The sequence below is a fragment of the Halomarina rubra genome (genome assembly GCF_023699475.1).
GTDB classification, from domain to species: domain Archaea; phylum Halobacteriota; class Halobacteria; order Halobacteriales; family Haloarculaceae; genus Halomarina; species Halomarina rubra.
The window spans coordinates 254,702-272,318 of sequence record NZ_JALXFV010000002.1 but is presented as its reverse complement, the minus strand read 5'-3'; the positions used below and the strand labels follow the sequence as shown (position 1 = coordinate 272,318).

Here is a 17,617-nt window from a genome sequence, read left to right as displayed (position 1 = left end):
GTTGTCTCCGTTCTCCACCACTGCCCGCCGCCCCACTTCTCGCAGTCCCGTGCGTCCTCGTGCGCCGTGTCCCGACGCATCGCCCGAACGGAGGCCCAGTGTGGTCCAGAACTGACACGACGGATACAGCTATCTCTCGGGGCGGACAGGATGAGCCATGGACGACGCACAGACGACCGACACGTCCGGCAGACTCGTCGTCGGTGCCTTCCTCACGCTCGACGGCGTGATGCAGGCTCCGGGTGGTCCCGACGAGGACCGCGCGGGCGGGTTCGAACACGGCGGGTGGTCGGTCGACTACTGGGACGAGACGATGGGCGAGCGTATGGACGAGCAGTTCGCCACGGCCAACGCCCTCCTCCTCGGGCGACGAACCTACGACATCTTCGCCGGCCACTGGCCGAGCGTCGACAGCCGGGACGACCCCGTCGCGGCGAAACTGAACCGGATGCCCAAGTACGTCGCCTCGCGGACGCTCGACACCGTCTCCTGGGACAACAGCCGACTCCTGTCGGGCGACGTCGCGACGGCCGTCACCGACCTCAAGACGGAGCGGGGCGACACCATCCTCGTCCAGGGGAGTCACGACCTGTTGCAGACGCTGCTCGCACACGACCTAGTCGACGAGTTGTGGCTCTGGGTGTTCCCACTCGTACTCGGCGAGGGAAAGCGACTGTTCGGAGCGGGCACCGTCCCCGCCGCGTTCGACCTGACGAGCGCCGAGACGTCGAGCACGGGAGTCCAACTGCTCACGTTCGAACGTGCGGGCGAGATTCCCTACGGGTCGTTCGCACTCGACGAGGACGGAGCGACCTGAGCGACGAATCGCGGTCGAAACGAGACCGTGTTCGGAGACGAGGCGACAGAGAGAGAGCTGCGGGCCGGTTCAGGCGCGCATCCGGCGACTGATGGGGATGAGAACCCAGAACGTGAGCGGGCCGAGGATGGCCGCGTAGAAGAACCCCTCGCGGAGCGCGTAGCCGATCTGGTCGTAGACGGTCCCGGCACCCGACGTTTCGGCGAACAGCTGTGCCTCCTCGAAGCCGGCCGTGTTGTACCACCCGGCCAGCACCATCCAGAGGAGTCCGCAGACCATGAGCAACGCGAACCCCTTCATGAACTCGTCAGCCATTGTCGGAACTTAGTCAGCGTCGTCTTTAGGGTTTCCCATTCCCTCGGTGCGAAAGCGCGTGCCGAGGATGTAGACGCCCGCGCCGCCGGCGATGAGCGCCAGGCCGCTGACGCCGAACAGCACCTGATACTGGCTCTCGCTGAGCGCCGCCGCGTCCAGCGCCCCACGGACGAGTTCCGGGACGCCCGGCACGCCCGGGACACCGATACCGACGACGACGACCAGCACCGCGCCGACGAGCAGTCGTTCGAGCGTCCGGGCGTTCGAGCGCAGCGTCAGGTAGCCGAGGTAGCCACCGACGATGAGCGCGAGACCGACGAACCAACCTAGGAGGGCGACCTGTCGCACCGACCCGGTCGCCGCGTCGAGGAACAGGAAGCCGAGGACGACGAGCGCCACGGCGATGAGCGTCGAGAACACCGTGACGACCTTGTAGAGGGAGACGGGGACGACGACGTCCCCATCCGTGTCGCGGCGTGGCTGGTCGGTGTCGGAGGCCATAGAAGAATCGAGGGGTCGCGGTTACTTCACTTCGGCGGACGGAGCCGGTAGTACCGCCGGTTGAGTTCGAACATGTACCCCTCGCGCATCGTCCGCAGGACGGCGTAGGCGATGAAGCCCGCGACCGGCGGGAGCAGGAACGTCAGGTCGAACAGCAGGTGAGGGTCCATCGGGACGAGGTTCTTCACCGACAGCGCCGCGATGGTGATGGAGAAGACGACCCCGAACACACCGACGGCCGCCCAGAACGGCTGCTCGACGGGTCGACGGGCGCTTCCCTTGTTGAGGAACGGCACGATGGCGATGAAGCCGACGACGACGAGGTTCGCCAGCACGCCGTACGTCCGGTCGGCCATCAGCTTCTGCCCGCCGAGGATGGCGAGGTCGGGGTTGAGCGGGCCGAGCTTGAGCAGCCCGAACGACCAGTAGAGATACCAGTCGGGCAGGATGACCGCGGGGGTCTGACTCGGGTTCGCGGGGGCACCGATGTGCGGTGGTAGCGTCGCCGCGAGGAAGATCATCATCCCGACGAAGAACGAGGTGATGGCGAGATTCCGGATCATCTCGTGGGGCCACGTCGGGAAGCCGAGCACGTCACGCTCGACGTAGCTCGACTCCATCCGGAGGTCCTGGTCCTCTCGACGGGAGCGTTCGAAGTACTCGTAGGTCAGACGAGACAACCCCTGTGAGCGAGCCTTCCGCTCGCCCCACGTCGGGGTCTCGTCGTCCGGGGGGACGATACCGGTCCCGTCCGCCCGGACTTCCTCGTCCGTCTCGTCACTCGGCGCCATTACTACGCTATGCTAGCGACCGGCCGAGTATCAAGGTTGTGTTAGGCGGCTCGCCGGTTCCCGACGAAACGCCCGGCCACGGGCGGTTTTCGTGGGTCTGTCGAGGTCGAAAGAGGTGAAGAACACCGTCGATGTTCGGGTGGGGCGGAGAGACGTCGCGAGAAGGTGAGTCCGAAATCGGACGACCGGGCGACCGAATCAGTGGGGTTCGGCGATGCCCTGCATCCAGACGATGCCGATGTGGATGGCGATGAGCGTCGTCGTGATGAACGGCAGGAAGAACACGTGCAGGATGTAGAACCGCTGCAGCGTGGACTGGCTGAGCGAGAACCCGCCGAACAGCAGCTGGGCGACCCACTCGCCGGCCAGCGGGATGGAGAGGCTCATCTCGACGCCGATCTGGCCGGCCCAGAACGCCAGCTGGTCCCACGTCAGGATGTAGCCGGAGTACCCGAACACCATCGTCAGGCTGATGAGGACGATGCCGAGGATCCAGTTCAGCTCACGCGGCTCCTTGTACGCGCCGGTGAAGTACACCCGCAGCATGTGCAGGAACACCGCCGCGACCATCACCTGTGCGGACCACCGGTGGAGACTCCGGAGCAGGAACCCGAAGTTCAGCTCCGTCATGATGAAGTCGATGGAGGCGTACGCGACGGTGGCGCTGCCCTCCGCGCCGGCGGCGGCCGTCGACGGCGAGTAGTAGAAGCCCAGTAAGGCCCCCGATATCGCCGCGACGACGTACGCGATGGTACTGAACGACCCGAGTGCGTACAGGGGGTACCAGTACCAGAACTTGTTGTCGAGGTTGTACTGTTCGGTGTGACTCTTGGGCATCTGGAGGTTCGCCTTGTAGTAGAGGTCCTCCAGAATCTCCAGGTAGTCGACGAGGCGGAGGCGCTTGTCGAGCCAGATGAGCACCGTCAGGTACCCCCGCTCGACCGGCGAGAGCTCGCGGCTCTTCATCCAGCCGCCGTGGTCGTGGTCGTCTTTGCGTTCCAGACTCATTGTGTAGTACTAGGGTGGGTGTGGTTTGGTTATTCCGGACGTGGCAGCGCCACGAACTGCTTCTCGACGATACTGAACGGGTCGTAGATGGACTGGTGACACTGGCAGTACACCGCGTCGCCGGCACCGAACGTCTGCGAGCCCTCGTAGCCCTTGAACGCCGGCACACAGCAGAAGTGGGTACACTTGTCGAGCCACGCCATCACACCCTGGGAGGTCGCCGCCTCCATGAACGGGTCGTTGGCCGCCAGTTCCTCGACGCGCGGCGAGCGGAGGACCTGGACGGGGATGGTGTTCTCCGCCCCGTCGGAGCGCCACGTCGCCATCGCTGGCTTGCCGAGACCGCTCCGACCGATACCGTTGCCGTAGGTCTCGTAGTCCTCGAAGTCGTTGACGTTGAGCGCGTCGCCCTCGGAGTACACCTCGGTCTGCCACTCGTAGGCCGGCGGGGGTGAGGGTGCCGACTTCAGGACGTTCTCCTGGTCGGCGTCGGGCTTGATGCCCTCGTACGTCTGGACGCCACAGTACTGGAACCACTCGGTGCTGTAGGTGACGCCGCCGATGTCCTGTCGAGCGACCTGGATGGTCTGGCCACCCTGGTCGACCTCCTGGACCTCGGGCCAGACGCCCGAGATGGTGCCGTCGCTGGCGATCTCGATCGGGACGATGGGCATCCCGCGCGGGGCGGGGCCGTCGGTGTTCTCGATGCCTTTGAACGTCGTGATACCACCACCGGACCCGGAGCGGTTCGTCGCCGTGCCGACGGCGGCCGCCGCCCCCGTCGCGACACCGGCGAGTGCACCCGCCCCGACGACGCCCTTGACGAAGCGTCGGCGTCCGGTCTGACTCGGATACTTGTCGTCGTCTGTCATCGTTATTTCTTGTAGTAGGGGTAGACTGCGCGCTTCACGTTCTCCCACGCGTTACCGCCGAACTGGGTGCCCTCCATGTCGGACTCCTTGATGTAGAGGTCCTCCCACTTGCGTCGACGCTTCTTGACGATCATCACGTCCGGGAGGAACTCCTTGCGGTAGAGCAGGAGGATGAACGCGAGGTCGACGAAGATGACCGCGAGCAGCGCGCCGAGGAACATGTTCCCGAACTCGTCGAAGCCCCACCCGGTCGCCAGCCCGTAGCTGAACATCCCGACGAAGGCGACTTCGATGAGCGTCAGCAGGACGATGGCGATGGCTGCGGCGGTCGACTCTCGTGGCGGTTCGTAGCGGTGGATGTCACCGTAGCTGTTGTTGCCTGAACTCATTAGGTACCACCCTTGGTGTTGGCGCTCTCGCCGTACTTCAGGAGGAAGAAGGTGAAGATGAGCGACGAGACGATCATGAGCACCGTCGCGATGCCGACCCAGTGCGCCTGGATGGGCACGCCCATGTGCTCGGGGTTCGGGTCCGCCTCGGCGGCGGCCGCACCGCCGACCGGTGCGCGCGGCACGTCGGAACCGACGGCGAGCGCGCCGAGCATCCCGCTACCGGCGTGGGGGTCACACTGGTACTCGACGATGCCCGAGACGTCGTCGGGCACCGTCCACTCGAAGGTGCCGCTGCCCTGCAGCGGACTCTCGAACTCCGCACCACTGGTCGCGTGGACGTTGTGGCCCGACGACTGCCACTCCCAGACGATGGTCGTGCCGGGGTCGACGTGGACCGCTACCGGGTCGAACGAGTACTCGTTCGGCCCCACACCCACCTGGATGGCGACCTCCGACTCCCCGGTCGCGTCCGTCCCGCTCTCGGGACCGTCGTAGCCGTTGGCACCGGAGATGCCGTAGTCGACGGGGCCACCCCCGCCACCGCCGCCGCCACCGGACTCGTTACCGCTTCCGGAACTCGCGTTCCCGCCACTGGTGTTCCCACTGGCGTTCCCGCTCTGGTTACCCTCTTGTGCGAGGGTGGTTCCGGTGGCGGCGGCGAAGCCGGTCACACCGCCGGCCGCCAGGAGAAATTCCCGTCTATTCATGCACACGCAAACTCGGGACCGTGTTCGTATAAACCCACCGAACACGTTTACAGGGTCGCTACCGGCCTCAGGCGGCGTCCTCGGAGGTTTCGTCTTCGCCGCTCGGAAGCCGACCGTCGCCCTCCAACTCGTCGAGGAACGCCGGCCGCTCGTCGGAGTCGAGTCCCACCGCCCGCAGGCGGTTGCGGTACTCCTCGGCCCGGAACCTATCGGAGAGTCGGGCGTTGGCGACGACCACGAACAGCAGGAGGCCGATGACGACGAACCCGAGACCCGCGACGACCGAGACGATCCACGACTGGCCGAGGTCGACGACCAGCGGCGAGAGGACGAGACCGACGCCCATCAGCAGTTGGATGCCCGCGACCACCTGCAACACCTGGTGGCCGAGGTCGCCGCCGCCGTCGGGCACGTCCATCGGTCGCGGGAGAGTCTCGCCGTCGGGCATCTCGGGCACCTCGTACTCCTCCATCGACGCGAGCGCCACCGACGGTTCGACGTCCCGGAGCACGCGGCCCGTCCCTTCGACCGACCCGTCCTCGTAGACGACGGCGTACCCTTCGTCGTCGTACGCGACCAGTCGACCCGGCTCCTCGAACCGCTCGATGCGGGCGAACACGTCGCGGTCGACGACCCGACGTTTCAGGTCGGCTTCGAGGCGGTCGAGCAGTTCCGGCCCCGTGATCCAGGAGTCGGGGTCGAAGACGGCGTCCCACTCCTCGGCGGTCATCTCCGCCATGTCGCTGGGGCCGAAGTTGTCGAAGTCGTACTTCTCCTCGACCTGGGCTCGAAGCTCTTCGAGCGAGCGGTCGTCGGTGGAGTCGGGCGTGTCCACGGGAGCGCCCTCGCGCCCGTCGGCAGTCTCGTCCCCGCCGCCCGCGGCGCTCTCGGCGTCGTCGGAGCGGGCGGTGGACGGCCCTTCAGCCATACCCGCGGGTAGGGTCGGGCGGCCTAAAGACGTTGCGACGACGCCCGCTGTCGGTTTCTGGGGCCGGAGAAGACCGACAGTGGGGGACGGCGGGGCGACCGGCGGGCGCCGAATCCGGCACGCTGATGCGACCGCCGGTCGAATATCGAGTATGTTCGGTTTCAGCGAGACCCAGATCGCGACGCTGGTCGCCGTCTCCGTCTCGCTCAGCTTCCCCCTCCTGTGTTACGGCGCGTGGATCATGATCGACGCCGAGGCCGTGACGTGGGGGGTGCTCACCCACCACCTCTCGTTCATCTTCCCGGCGCTGGCGCTGACGACGGTCCCGCTGGTCGTCTGGATGCTCCCGCGACTGTTCGAGCAGTTCGGTGACGGCCTCGCGATGGTCCACGCGTTCCTCGGGTTGCAGGCGTACGCGATGCTCGCGTTCGGCGCGACAGGCATCGTCCGCATCTTCCGCGCGAAGTGGGAACACGACCTGTACCACGACTACGACGAGGACGTCCTGCTCGACGAGATCGGTGACGAGAACATGCGCTTCTGGCGACGCCGCCTCCGTATCGGCGTGTTCGGCTACCTCGTCTTCTGGATACTCGCGTACGTCGTCGGCATCGCTCGCTACTTCGTCCGGTACAACATCGTCGGCTGACCGGGTCGTCCCCCGCCGTCGCGACGTCGGTGACGCCCGGCCGCTCACCACGCCTCGCCGCTGGCGAGGTCGACGTCCGAGTCCAGTTTCGAGGAGGGACAGACGTCCTCGAGGACACACGCCGAGCAGTCGGGGTTGCGAGCGTCACACACCGCCCGTCCGTGGTCGATGAGCAGGTGGGTGAACTCCTGCCAGTGGGCCTCCGGAACCAGCGGGAGCAGGTCCCGCTCGATGGCCTCGGGGCGTTCCTCCTCGGTCAGCCCGAGTCGCCGCGAGAGGCGCTGGACGTGCGTGTCGACGACGATACCCTCGACGACGTCGTGGCCGTGCTGGAGGACGACGTTGGCGGTCTTCCGACCGACGCCGGGGAGGTCGGTGAGCGCGCTCATCGTGTCGGGCACCTCGCCGTCGTGCTCCTCGACGATCTTCTCGCCGATGCCCTGGAGGTAGCCGCCCTTGTTGTTGTGGAACGTGATGCCGTAGATGGCGTCGGCGAGTTCCTCCTCGGTCGCGTTCGCGTAGTCCGCCGGCGTCCGGTAGGTCTCGAACAGGTCGGCGGTGACCTGGTTGACCCGCTCGTCGGTGCACTGTGCGGAGAGCACGACCGCGACGAGCAGTTCCAGTCGGGTCGAGTAGCGCAGCGAGATGGTCGAGTCCGGGTACTCCTCCTGAAGTCGCTCGACGACTTCTTCGGCCTGTGCTTCGCGCGAATCGAGAGGGACGCCCATGTGGCAACCGAGGACGGCCGCGACTTCGGTGTTGTCGTTCCGAACTGTGACGAGCCTCGGGAGTGAAGCGACCGACCCGACAGTCGGACCTGTCGGATAGACCGACTGAAACCGACGTCAGCCATCGTGTCGCCCATGGGACCGTTGTTCCTCGCTGGCGACCGTGTCGAACTGCGAACCGTCGAGGAGGACGACCTCGACTTCCTCCAAGAGTGCACCAATCGCCCCGACGTTCGGCAGAACCTCGGTAGTTCGAGACCGACGAACGGTCACGCAGAACGCGAGTGGTTCGAGTCGACGAGCACCGACGAGGACGCGCAGTTCCTCGTCTGGGCCGACGACGAACGCGTGGGGACGGTCGGTCTCCACCGGTTCCACCCGGACTGGGGCCTCGCGGAGACGGGCTACTTCTTCCACCCCGACCACTGGGGCAACGGCTACGCCACCGAGGCCGTGGACCTCGTCTGTCGGTACGGCTTCCGCGAACGGCGGTTGAACAAGGTCGCCGCCCGGACGTTCGAGTTCAACGAAGCGTCGGGGCGCGTTCTGGAGAACGTGGGCTTCCAGCGAGAGGGCACCCACCGGAAAGAGGCGTTCGAGCGCGGCGAGCACGTCGACGTGCTGTACTGGGGTCTGCTCGCCGAGGCGTTCGACGGCTGACCGACGACCTCAGAGCAGGACGGTGCTCGGGCCGAGAGTGAAGGCGACTCCGAACAGTGCGATGAACGCGCCAACGATTCGCTGGACGAGCGCTCGTGTGTCGCTCGGTTCGACGTCGCCCTGCACGCCGTACTTGTTCTTCACGCTCCAAGCGAGCATCTCCTTCGGCCGGAGGACGTTCAGCACCCCGATGGCGACGAAGAGCAGACCGAACAGTCGAAAGACGAGTGGGGGGCCGCCACCGAACGGGAGAGCTATCGGGACCATACGTCCAACGGAGGGGACGACGACAAAAACGTGTCGGGAGTCGAGAACGAGACGGCGTTACAGGCCGAGTTGCCGACCGATGACGAGGCGCTGAATCTCGCTGGTCCCCTCCCCGATCTCCATCAGCTTCGCGTCGCGGTAGAACCGCTGTGGGGCGAAGTCGGTGGTGTAGCCGTAGCCACCGAGCACCTGCACGGCGTCCTCGGCGACCTCGCGGGCGGTCTCGCTGGCGTCGTACTTCGCCAGTGCGGAGGAGTGCGTGACGTCCTCACCGTCGTCGTACTGCGTGGCGGACTTGTGGGTGAGCAGGCGCGAACGCTCGATTTTCCGGTCCATCTCGACGACCATGTCCCGGACGGCGTCGAACTTCGAGATGGGCTTGCCGAACTGCTCGCGCTCGGTGGCGTAGGACTTGGCGGCTTCGAACGCGCCCTGTCCGAGTCCTACGGAGAGCGCGGCGATGGAGATGCGCCCGCCGTTGAGCGTCTTCATCGTCTGCGTCCAGCCCTCGCCCTCCTCGCCGAGCAGGCGGTCCTCGGGGATACGGCAGTCCGTGAACTTGATCTCGCAGGTCGGCGAGGCGTTGAGACCCATCTTCTCCCACTCGGTGACGACCTCGAACCCGTCGTCCTCCTCGGGGTCGACGATGAACGTCGAGATGCCGTCGTAGCCCGCGCCGGGGTCGGTGACGGCCTTCACGAGGATGGAACCGGCGACCGAGGCGTTCGTGATGAACTGCTTGGTGCCGTCGATGACGTACTCGTCGCCCTCCTTCTCGGCCATCGTGTCCATGTCGCTGGCGTCGGACCCGGAACTCGGCTCGGTGAGCGCCCACGCGCCGAGGTACTCGCCGGTCGCGAGCGGTTCGAGCCACCGCTCTTTCTGGGCGTCGGTGCCGAACATCTCGATGGGTTTCGTCGCGAGGCTGGTGTGGGCGGCGTACGAGAGACCGATAGAGCCCGATACCCGGCCGAGTTCCTCGGTGACGAGCGCGTACATCAGTTGGTCGCCGCCGAGCCCGCCGTACTCCTCGGAGACGGGGACGCCCATCATGTCGAGGTCGGCCAACGCGTCGAACACCTCCTCGGGGAAGCGGTGTTCCTCCTCGATGTCCCATGCGATGGGTTCGATTTCCTCGTCACAGAACTCCCGGACGGTGTCGCGAATCATCCGGTGTTCCGAGGGTAGCTCGAAGTCCATGGCAAAATTTGACCGGGGAACCGGCATAAACACTCCGACAAGCGGGACGGCGCGAAGGCACGAGGGAGAGAGGGTGCGACGCGACGAGGGCGCGAGCGAGGGGTGGACCGTCCCCGAAGGCGACGACCGGGCCGACGCTACGTGTCGAGGTCGAACCGGTTGCCGTGGGTGAGCGTCGTCCACCCGAGCAGTCGTTCGTCGCGGACCGGCCGTCCCGACGAGTCGATGGCGTCCTGATGCTGGGCGACGTACGTCGGTTCGTTCGTAATCTCGCTTCCGCCCGACTCGACGACCTCCAGATAGCGTTCGTCGCCCCAGTAGGAGTACGCCAGTTCGTACGCGGAGGTTCCCTCCTCACGTTCGCGGGCCGCGAAGCCGCCGGCCTCGCCGTACTGCTCGTCGAACGACTCGGGGTCGAAGAAGAACTCGGCGTGCGCGTCGAACATCAGCTTCAGCGCGCTCTGGCCGTGCCGTTCGTACTCGTAGAGCGACTCGCCGTAGTGCCGCCCGAGTTCGGCCGCGGTGACGAACGCCTTCAACGCGTACAGCGAGTACGAGAGGCCCTCCGCGCGCCCCAACTCCTCTTCGAGCAGGCCGTCCGAACGCAGTTGACCGAACGCGGTCTCGCGCAGGCGGTCGAAGCAGCCAGCGACCTGCTCGTCGTCGCCGACGAACACCGCACCGGCGGCGTGGGCGACCTCCCGCCATACGAACATGTTCTGAACCCAGTCGGGCGTCCCCGTCCCGAGTTCGCCGAGGTAGGTGTCGACCCAGTCGACGAGTTCGGAGTACTCCCCGTCGACCTGTTCCCACGCGGCGTGGTCGCCGACGAGTTCGGCCCCGTACCACAGTTTCGGGAGCGTGATGAACTGCTCGATGCTGTCGGTCAGTTCGGGGGTCATGTAGGTGTCCGACGCGAGGAACCAGTGGTCGAGGAACTCGACCGCACGCTCGGCGTAGGCGTCGTCCCCGGTGAGTTCGTAGGCCAATCCGAGGTCCCGCACACGGTCGCCCATCTCGATGGCGGCGACGTAGTCGGTCCGACTGTCGTCGTCGGGGTCGCTCGGTTCGAACGCGTGGCCGCCACCGTCGTCAGTGACGCTCTTGGGGCTGGCGTCGAGCGACTCGTCGGCGTCGGAGAGGAACGCTCCGTAGGCGCTGGCCCACGGCTCCTCGCCGGCGTCGACGCGGGCCGCGACGGCCGCGAGTTCGTCGCGGTCGACGAACATCGCCGGCCGACCCCCTCCGCGCTGGTGAGGGCCGGCCCGACCGTTCGCTTCGCGCGAGAGACAACCCGCGACGGCACCGACGCCTGCCGCGCCGACGGTCGTCAGCAGTCGCCGGCGCGACCACCGCCTACTTCGCCGCTCGTGTTGGTCGTCCGTCATTCGGTGTCGGACGGAGTTCGCGGACACGAATGGCCCTTGTGGTCGGGGGCAACACACTGATAGCGCCCGCCGGAGTGGGGATGAGTATGGCCTTCCGGCGGTTCCTGAGAGGGCAGGTCGAGTGGGACCGCCTCGAGAGCGTGATGCGCGAGGTGGCCCGCCGCTACGACCAGACCGACCTCCGCGTGGAGTTCCTCGACGCGGACAACTGGCTCTCGACGCCCTGCGTGGTCAACGACCGCTGGTTCGTGAAGGTGATGACGCCCCAGCACTCGCTGCTCCACGCCGTCCTCACGACGGGCCGGAACCTCGGAGCGTTCTCCAGCGGTCAGGAGGGGTTCTTCGAACACGTCGCCGACCCCGTCGAGATGGCCGACCGTGAACTGGAGGCGACCCGGCGGATGCGCTCGCTCGGCATCAACGTCCCCGAACCCGTCGAGGCGTTCGAACACGACGGACTGGGCGTGCTCGTCGTCGAGTACCTGCCCGCGTTCCGGACCCTCGGTGCTCTCGACCACCGGGAGGTCGTCCGCTACGCCCCCGACCTGTTCGACGCGCTCGCACGACTCCACGCCGCCGGCCTCGCCCACGGCGACCTGCGCGCGGAGAACGTCCTCGTGGCACGGGACTGCCTCTACCTCATCGACGCGACCAGCGTCCGCGAGGGAGCCATCGAGCAGGCCCGCGCGTACGACCTCGCGTGTGCACTGGCCGCGCTGGAACCGCTCGTCGGGCCGAAGACCGCCCTCGACGCGGCGCGCGAACACTACCCGACCGAGCATCTGCTGGCGGCCGAGGACTTCCTCGACTTCGTCAACATGCGTCCGGACCACGACTTCGACGCCGCGAGCGTCAAGGGCGAGATCGAGAAACAGGCGACCGCGGAGGGGGCCGAGGGCTGAGCGCGGCGAAGGTCGAACGCGACGGCTCGGATGGCGGCAGACCGCTCGTTCCGACTACTCGGTGACGTCGATACGGATGGGTCCGTCGTCGGCGTCCTCCGCGTCCCCTTCGGCCACCTCGGGTTCGGTCGGCGTCGGGCCGAACGCCCGCCGTTCGCGGTCACGGTGGTGTTCGGTCGCCAGGAACTCCTCGACGAGGTCGACGTTCCAGGCGTTGGCCTTCCAGAACGTGTCGAAGATGGTCCCGACGACGGGTATCGACCCCGTCGCCACGTCGACGGTGACGTTCGCGAGCATGCGGACCACCGTCGCGAACGGGACGCCGAGGTTCGCCGCTTCCAGCACGATGTACAGCGAGATGCCGGCCGACAGCGCGGTCCCGACTCCCGGGATGGCACTCACGAGCGGGTCCAGACCGACCTTCACGTCGGTGCCGGGGATGGTGACCGCCTCGTCGAGCAGGTCCGCGACCGTCCGCATCCGTCGCAGCGCGTCCTCGTCGACGGACTCGGGGACGTCGAAGTCGTCCTCGCCGATGTCGTTCAGGACGTCCTCGCCGAGCACCTCGCCCACGTCGGGCGACTCGTCACTCTCGTCGGTCGGGCTGTCGTCCATGCGCCCACCCACTCGCGGCGACCACAAAGCGGTGACGCCCGTCGCGCGGGCGGAGAGTCACGTGCACCGAGTAGTGCTGCCGCGAAAGACAGGGCTTTATACCACGTCTCGGTCAATCGCCAGTCGTTATGAGCCAGCAAGTCTCCGAGACGCACCGCCACTACATCGCCGGTGGCTTCGACGACGGCGACGGCGACGAGACGTTCGACTCCCGGAACCCCGCGACCGGCGAGTCCATCGCGACGTTCCGCCGCGGCACCGAGAGCGACATCGACCGTGCGGTCGCGGCCGCCGAGGACTCCTTCGAGGAGTGGCGCGCGCTCTCGCACATCCAGCGCGCGGAGTACCTCTGGGACATCTACCACGAACTGCGCGAGCGCACCGACGAACTCGCCGAAGCCGTCACCAAGGAGTGTGGCAAGGAGATTTCGGAAGGTCGCGCCGACGTCATCGAAGCGTACCACATGGTCGAGTGGGCCGCCGGCGACGCCCGCCACCCGAAGGGCGACGTCGTCCCGAGCGAGATTCCCGCGAAGGACGCCTACATGCGCCGCAAACCACGCGGCGTCGTGGGCTGCATCTCGCCGTGGAACTTCCCGGTCGCCATCCCGTTCTGGCACATGGCCGTCGCGCTCGTCGAGGGCAACACGGTCGTCTGGAAGCCCGCCGAGCAGACGCCGATGTGCGGCCAGATCATCGCCGAGATGTTCGAGGACGCCGGCATCCCCGAGGGCGTGTTCAACATGGTCCAGGGCTTCGGTGACGCCGGCGCACGCATCGTCGACCACGAGGACGTGAACGGCGTGCTGTTCACCGGGAGCGCCGAGGTCGGCCACGAGGTCGCCGAGAAGGTCGCCCAGCAGCCCGGCAAGCTCGCCGCCTGCGAGATGGGCGGGAAGAACGGTATCGTCGTCACCGAGGAGGCGGACCTCGACGTCGCAGTCCACTCCGCCGTGATGTCCTCGTTCAAGACGACCGGCCAGCGCTGTGTCTCCTCCGAGCGCCTCATCGTCCACGAGGACGTCTACGACGAGTTCAAGGAGCGCTACGTCGAGATCGCCAAGGAGGTCTCCGTCGGCGACCCGCTCGACGAGGGGACGTTCATGGGGCCGGCCATCGAGCCCGAACACGTCGAGAAGATTCAGAAGTACAACGACCTGGCCCGCGAGGAGGCGACCGAGGTGCTCGTCGACCGCACGGAGCTCGACGACAGCGAGATTCCCGACGGTCACGAGGACGGTAACTGGGTCGGCCCGTTCGTCTACGAAATCGAGTACGACGACGAGGGCGAACAGCGCTCCATCCGCGAGGAGGTGTTCGGCCCCCACGTCGCGCTCATGAAGTATAGCGGCGACATCGAGCGCGCCGTCGACATCCACAACGACACGCCCTACGGACTGGCCGGTGCCGTCATCTCCGAGAACTACCGCCAGATCAACTACTACCGCGACCACGCGGAGGTCGGCCTCGCGTACGGCAACCTCCCGTGTATCGGCGCGGAGGTCCAGTTGCCGTTCGGCGGCGTCAAGAAGTCCGGGAACGGCTACCCGAGCGCCCGCGAGGTCATCGAGGCCGTCACCGAGCGCACGGCGTGGACGCTCAACAACTCGAAGGACATCGAGATGGCACAGGGCCTCTCGGCGGACATCAAGACGTCCGAGGACTGAACGACTCGCCCCGCCCGACCAGTTCGACCACTCGACCGACTCCCGACCTTTTTGCGGCATCACGCGACCAGCGCCAGCCGTGAGCTGACCGCAGCTACGGGCGGTTCCGGGGCGTCGACCCGTACCGCGCGACACACCCGTCCGTGTCGAGCACCGGCCGCGCCGAGCGCGTGTCGGGTGTCGCCTGTCCGCCAACCGGTCGACTCCCGCGGACCTGTCGGTCCAGTGGGGCAACCAGATTAAGGTCTCGCCCGACGAACCGTCGGGTATGAGCGAATCGGACGACGCGGTCCGGGAGTACCTCCGGAAGGTCGACGGCGTGTTCCACGAGTACGAACAGGGCTACATGGACGCCGACGCGGCGATGGACGCCATGGAGCTGTACGTCGGCGAACTGCGCGAGGAGGTGGAGTGAGCACGAGGCACCGTCGACCGCTACTCGATTCCCACCGGACACCGGTGCCGTCCGGCCCTCAACCTTCTTGTCACGGCCCGTCTCGCTAGTGAGTATGACGACGTTCTCTCAGCGGGTCGAACAGGTCTCCATCAGCGGCATCCGGAAGGTGTTCGAGGCGGCGGGCGAGGACGCTATCAACCTCGGGCTGGGCCAGCCCGACTTCCCGACGCCCGAACACGCTCGAGCGGCCGCTATCGAGGCCATCGAGTCGGGGAAGGCCGACGCCTACACCTCCAACAAGGGGACCCGCGAACTCCGGGAGGCCATCGCGGCGAAACACGACCGCGACAACGGCTTCTCGGTCCACCCGCGGGACGTCATCGCCACCGCAGGAGGCAGTGAGGCGCTCCACCTCGCGCTGGAGGCCCACGTCGACCCCGGCCAGGAGGTCGTCTTCCCGGACCCCGGGTTCGTCTCCTACGACGCGCTGACGCGCATCGCCGGCGGGACGCCCAAGCCGGTCGAACTCCGCGAGGACCTGACGATGGACCCGGCGGCCGTCGAGGAGTCAATCACCGACGACACCGCCGCGTTCGTCGTCAACTCGCCGTCGAACCCCACGGGAACGGTCCAGTCCGAAACCGACATGCGCGAGTTCGCCCGCATCGCCGACGACCACAATGTGTTGTGCATCTCCGACGAGGTGTACGAGCGACTCGTCTTCGAAGGTGAACACCACTCGCCGATGCGCTTCGCCTCCTCGGACAACGTCGTCGTCGTCAACGCCTGCTCGAAGACGTACTCGATGACGGGGTGGCGACTCGGGTGGGTCACCGCCAGCGAGGACCGCATCGAGCGGATGCTCCGCGTCCACCAGTACGTCCAGGCGTGTACCTCCGCGCCGGCGCAGTACGCCGCCGAGGCCGCGCTCTCGGGACCACAGGACGTCGTCGAGGAGATGCGCGCGGCGTTCGAGGAGCGCCGCAACGTCCTGCTCGACGGGTTGAACGACATGGGCCTCGAGACACCCACGCCGGCGGGGGCGTTCTACGCGATGCCCCGCGTGCCCGACGGCTGGTGTGACGCGGTCATCGAGGACGGCGTCGTCGTCGTCCCCGGCGACGCGTTCGGCGACGGCGGTGCGGGTCACGCGCGGATCTCCTACGCGGTGAACGTCGAGACGCTGAAGGAGGCGCTCGACGTGATGCGTGGCGCGACCGCCAGTCTCCAGTGAGGCGGCGGACCGTCGTCGGTCGGCGGTCGGCGGTAGCCACCGGTTCGTCGACCCCAGAGCACTGAGGCGACGAAACCAAGCCCACAGACCCCCTACCGTGGCCGTGGACTCACTCGCACCGTCGAACGTCCCGCTGTACGAGACCGACGAGGAGCGAGCGCGACTCTGGACACGCTGTGGTGAACGCGGACTGCCGGTGGTCGCCGTCCGGGTCGGCGAGCGTGGCTACGTCGTTCGCTACGACCTCGGCACCGTCGACCGCCGGTTGACCGACGCCGCCCTCCAGCGACTTCGCGAACAGGTGCTCGCGTTCCACGACCGGGCGCCGGGCGTCGACCGCGACTCGCAGGTCGACCGCGTCGGCGGCGAGACCGGCCGCCACACCGGGGAACTCCACGCCGACACCGAGCGGACGGCACGGCGACTCGCCTCCCACGTCGCCGAGACGGTCCTCGACTCGTCGAGTTGGCACCGCGACTGAGCGGTCGCGACCGACCCCGACCGCGCAGCACCGAACATCCAAACGACCTGACGATTTATCCACCTGCCCGCCCACCCGTGGGTATGAGTATCGCTCGTCACGGTAGCGGAGTCGGGGCCGCCCTCGGGGCGCTCGCCTCACAGGTCCATCCGGTCTTCATGCTGCCGCCGGTCGCCGCGAGCGCGTTCGGGGCGGTGCTCGCCGAGTCGTTCGACCCGGTGGTGGCGACGCTGTACGCGGTGGTCGTGTTCAGCGCGCTGTACGTCGCCCACGTCAAGGACGGCTACGTCGACTTCCACGTGCGCGGCGAGGACGACGACCACCCGCTGACCGTCCGTGGCTGTCGCCTCGCGCTCGCCGGCGCGTCGACGGTGTTCTTCGTCGGTCTCGCCGGCGTGTACGTGCTCGTGGGGCCGGTCGGTGCGGCGCTCACGCTCCCGGGGTGGCTCATCGGCTACCTCCACGCCCCCCAACTGGACATGAACCCCGTCACGGCCACGACGGGCTATCCACTCGGCATCGGGTTCGCGTTGCTCGGTGGGTACTACGTCCAGGCGGAGGCGCTCTCGGCGACGGTCGTCGCGTTCGCCGCGGTGTTCGTCGTCGTCCTCTCGGGCATCAAGGTCATCGACGACGCGAAGGACTACGAGTACGACCGCTCCATCTCCAAACGGACCGTCGCGGTCGTCCTCGGTCGCGAACGCGCCCGGACCGCCGCCTACGCGCTGATGGCGACGGGGCTGTTGGTCGTCACCGCCCTGGCCGTCCTCACGCCCGTCTTCCCGACGAGCAGCGTGCTCGCGGTGGGGGTGTTCGCGGCCGTCGCGTCGCTCACCAGACGGATGGACCCTGCGACGTCGACGGCAGTGTTGATTCGCGGGTCGTACCTGTTTCTCGCCGTGCTGGTCGTCGCGGTGTGGCTCCGGCCGCTCGGGTGAGGTCGCGGAGACGTCGTCGGAGACCGAGGGCCGAAGAGCGTCAGCGGTGACCGAACGTGGCCGTCCGAAGGGGGAGGGGACCCGCCGGGTGCGAGCCCGTGTGCATCCATGGCACACGATTGAACCGAGGACCTCACCGGTCAAAAGCGTGTTTCAAACT

At 67.3% G+C, this 17,617-nt stretch carries 22 protein-coding genes; 9 read left to right on the top strand and 13 right to left on the bottom strand.

The window, feature by feature from the left end:
* The first annotated feature begins 157 nt into the window (after nucleotides 1-157).
* The gene (locus tag M1L36_RS02680; RefSeq protein WP_250872172.1) at nucleotides 158-817 is read left to right on the top strand and encodes a dihydrofolate reductase family protein; all 660 of its coding nucleotides are present in this window, start codon (nucleotides 158-160) and stop codon (nucleotides 815-817) included.
* A 69-nt stretch (nucleotides 818-886) separates the two neighbouring features.
* Here the strand turns inward: M1L36_RS02680 and M1L36_RS02675 are convergent, their stop codons facing one another.
* The 8 genes from M1L36_RS02675 to M1L36_RS02640 all read right to left on the bottom strand — a co-directional run bounded on the left by M1L36_RS02675 (nucleotide 887) and on the right by M1L36_RS02640 (nucleotide 6,331).
* Nucleotides 887-1,132, bottom strand: coding sequence for a DUF7314 family protein (locus M1L36_RS02675; RefSeq protein ID WP_250872171.1), 246 nt, complete (start codon nucleotides 1,130-1,132; stop codon nucleotides 887-889).
* Nucleotides 1,133-1,141: 9 nt separating this feature from the next.
* Nucleotides 1,142-1,633, bottom strand: coding sequence for a DUF7315 family membrane protein (locus M1L36_RS02670; protein WP_250872170.1), 492 nt, complete (start codon nucleotides 1,631-1,633; stop codon nucleotides 1,142-1,144).
* A gap of 26 nt (nucleotides 1,634-1,659) precedes the next feature.
* Complete coding sequence (locus tag M1L36_RS02665) at nucleotides 1,660-2,424, bottom strand: cytochrome b family protein (RefSeq protein ID WP_250872169.1); 765 nt, start codon at nucleotides 2,422-2,424, stop codon at nucleotides 1,660-1,662.
* 198 nt (nucleotides 2,425-2,622) lie between these two features.
* Nucleotides 2,623-3,432 (bottom strand): cytochrome b, encoded by an 810-nt coding sequence (locus tag M1L36_RS02660; RefSeq protein ID WP_250872168.1) that lies wholly within the window; start codon nucleotides 3,430-3,432, stop codon nucleotides 2,623-2,625.
* Nucleotides 3,433-3,461: 29 nt separating this feature from the next.
* The gene (locus tag M1L36_RS02655) at nucleotides 3,462-4,304 is read right to left on the bottom strand and encodes a Rieske (2Fe-2S) protein (RefSeq protein ID WP_250872167.1); all 843 of its coding nucleotides are present in this window, start codon (nucleotides 4,302-4,304) and stop codon (nucleotides 3,462-3,464) included.
* A 2-nt stretch (nucleotides 4,305-4,306) separates the two neighbouring features.
* Nucleotides 4,307-4,693, bottom strand: a complete 387-nt coding sequence (locus M1L36_RS02650; protein WP_250872166.1) for a DUF7318 family protein — start codon at nucleotides 4,691-4,693, stop codon at nucleotides 4,307-4,309.
* Entirely contained in the window at nucleotides 4,693-5,403 is a 711-nt protein-coding gene (locus M1L36_RS02645) for a plastocyanin/azurin family copper-binding protein (protein WP_250872165.1), read from the bottom strand. Before M1L36_RS02645 ends, M1L36_RS02650 begins: the two co-directional genes overlap by 1 nt.
* Nucleotides 5,404-5,470: 67 nt before the next feature.
* A complete protein-coding gene (locus M1L36_RS02640; protein ID WP_250872164.1) occupies nucleotides 5,471-6,331 on the bottom strand; it encodes a DUF7319 domain-containing protein in 861 nt (286 codons plus the stop codon).
* A gap of 151 nt (nucleotides 6,332-6,482) precedes the next feature.
* Here M1L36_RS02640 and M1L36_RS02635 point away from each other — a divergent pair, with 151 nt between their 5' ends.
* Complete coding sequence (locus tag M1L36_RS02635) at nucleotides 6,483-6,980, top strand: DUF7321 family protein (RefSeq protein WP_250872163.1); 498 nt, start codon at nucleotides 6,483-6,485, stop codon at nucleotides 6,978-6,980.
* A gap of 44 nt (nucleotides 6,981-7,024) precedes the next feature.
* On the opposite strand, the gene nth is transcribed toward M1L36_RS02635, so the two are convergent.
* Nucleotides 7,025-7,708: an endonuclease III gene (nth, locus tag M1L36_RS02630; RefSeq protein ID WP_250872162.1), complete on the bottom strand. Its 684-nt coding sequence runs from the start codon at nucleotides 7,706-7,708 to the stop codon at nucleotides 7,025-7,027.
* A 135-nt stretch (nucleotides 7,709-7,843) separates the two neighbouring features.
* On the opposite strand from nth, the gene M1L36_RS02625 reads away from it, so the two are divergent.
* The gene (locus tag M1L36_RS02625; RefSeq protein WP_250872161.1) at nucleotides 7,844-8,368 is read left to right on the top strand and encodes a GNAT family N-acetyltransferase; all 525 of its coding nucleotides are present in this window, start codon (nucleotides 7,844-7,846) and stop codon (nucleotides 8,366-8,368) included.
* 9 nt (nucleotides 8,369-8,377) lie between these two features.
* Here M1L36_RS02625 and M1L36_RS02620 read toward each other — a convergent pair whose 3' ends face one another.
* The 3 genes from M1L36_RS02620 to M1L36_RS02610 form a co-directional block, all read right to left on the bottom strand.
* Nucleotides 8,378-8,635, bottom strand: coding sequence for a DUF6199 family natural product biosynthesis protein (locus tag M1L36_RS02620; protein ID WP_250872160.1), 258 nt, complete (start codon nucleotides 8,633-8,635; stop codon nucleotides 8,378-8,380).
* A 57-nt stretch (nucleotides 8,636-8,692) separates the two neighbouring features.
* Nucleotides 8,693-9,835 carry an acyl-CoA dehydrogenase family protein gene (locus M1L36_RS02615; protein WP_250872159.1) on the bottom strand — a complete coding sequence of 381 codons (1,143 nt, stop codon included), beginning with the start codon at nucleotides 9,833-9,835 and terminating at the stop codon, nucleotides 8,693-8,695.
* Between the two features lie 137 nt (nucleotides 9,836-9,972).
* Nucleotides 9,973-11,223 carry an alginate lyase family protein gene (locus M1L36_RS02610; protein WP_250872158.1) on the bottom strand — a complete coding sequence of 417 codons (1,251 nt, stop codon included), beginning with the start codon at nucleotides 11,221-11,223 and terminating at the stop codon, nucleotides 9,973-9,975.
* 86 nt (nucleotides 11,224-11,309) lie between these two features.
* Here M1L36_RS02610 and M1L36_RS02605 point away from each other — a divergent pair, with 86 nt between their 5' ends.
* A complete protein-coding gene (locus M1L36_RS02605; protein WP_250872157.1) occupies nucleotides 11,310-12,125 on the top strand; it encodes an RIO1 family regulatory kinase/ATPase domain-containing protein in 816 nt (271 codons plus the stop codon).
* 54 nt (nucleotides 12,126-12,179) lie between these two features.
* Here the strand turns inward: M1L36_RS02605 and M1L36_RS02600 are convergent, their stop codons facing one another.
* On the bottom strand, nucleotides 12,180-12,740 hold the full coding sequence (locus M1L36_RS02600) for a DUF4112 domain-containing protein (RefSeq protein WP_250872156.1): 561 nt from the start codon (nucleotides 12,738-12,740) through the stop codon (nucleotides 12,180-12,182).
* 128 nt (nucleotides 12,741-12,868) lie between these two features.
* Between M1L36_RS02600 and M1L36_RS02595 the strand changes: the two genes are divergently transcribed.
* The 5 genes from M1L36_RS02595 to M1L36_RS02575 all read left to right on the top strand — a co-directional run bounded on the left by M1L36_RS02595 (nucleotide 12,869) and on the right by M1L36_RS02575 (nucleotide 17,457).
* Nucleotides 12,869-14,407: an aldehyde dehydrogenase family protein gene (locus M1L36_RS02595; protein ID WP_250872155.1), complete on the top strand. Its 1,539-nt coding sequence runs from the start codon at nucleotides 12,869-12,871 to the stop codon at nucleotides 14,405-14,407.
* A 268-nt stretch (nucleotides 14,408-14,675) separates the two neighbouring features.
* On the top strand, nucleotides 14,676-14,822 hold the full coding sequence (locus M1L36_RS02590) for a hypothetical protein (RefSeq protein WP_250872154.1): 147 nt from the start codon (nucleotides 14,676-14,678) through the stop codon (nucleotides 14,820-14,822).
* Between the two features lie 94 nt (nucleotides 14,823-14,916).
* Nucleotides 14,917-16,038: a pyridoxal phosphate-dependent aminotransferase gene (locus M1L36_RS02585; protein ID WP_250872153.1), complete on the top strand. Its 1,122-nt coding sequence runs from the start codon at nucleotides 14,917-14,919 to the stop codon at nucleotides 16,036-16,038.
* Between the two features lie 103 nt (nucleotides 16,039-16,141).
* Nucleotides 16,142-16,519 carry a hypothetical protein gene (locus M1L36_RS02580; protein WP_250872152.1) on the top strand — a complete coding sequence of 126 codons (378 nt, stop codon included), beginning with the start codon at nucleotides 16,142-16,144 and terminating at the stop codon, nucleotides 16,517-16,519.
* A gap of 83 nt (nucleotides 16,520-16,602) precedes the next feature.
* Nucleotides 16,603-17,457, top strand: a complete 855-nt coding sequence (locus M1L36_RS02575; protein ID WP_250872151.1) for a UbiA family prenyltransferase — start codon at nucleotides 16,603-16,605, stop codon at nucleotides 17,455-17,457.
* Nucleotides 17,458-17,617: the final 160 nt, after the last annotated feature.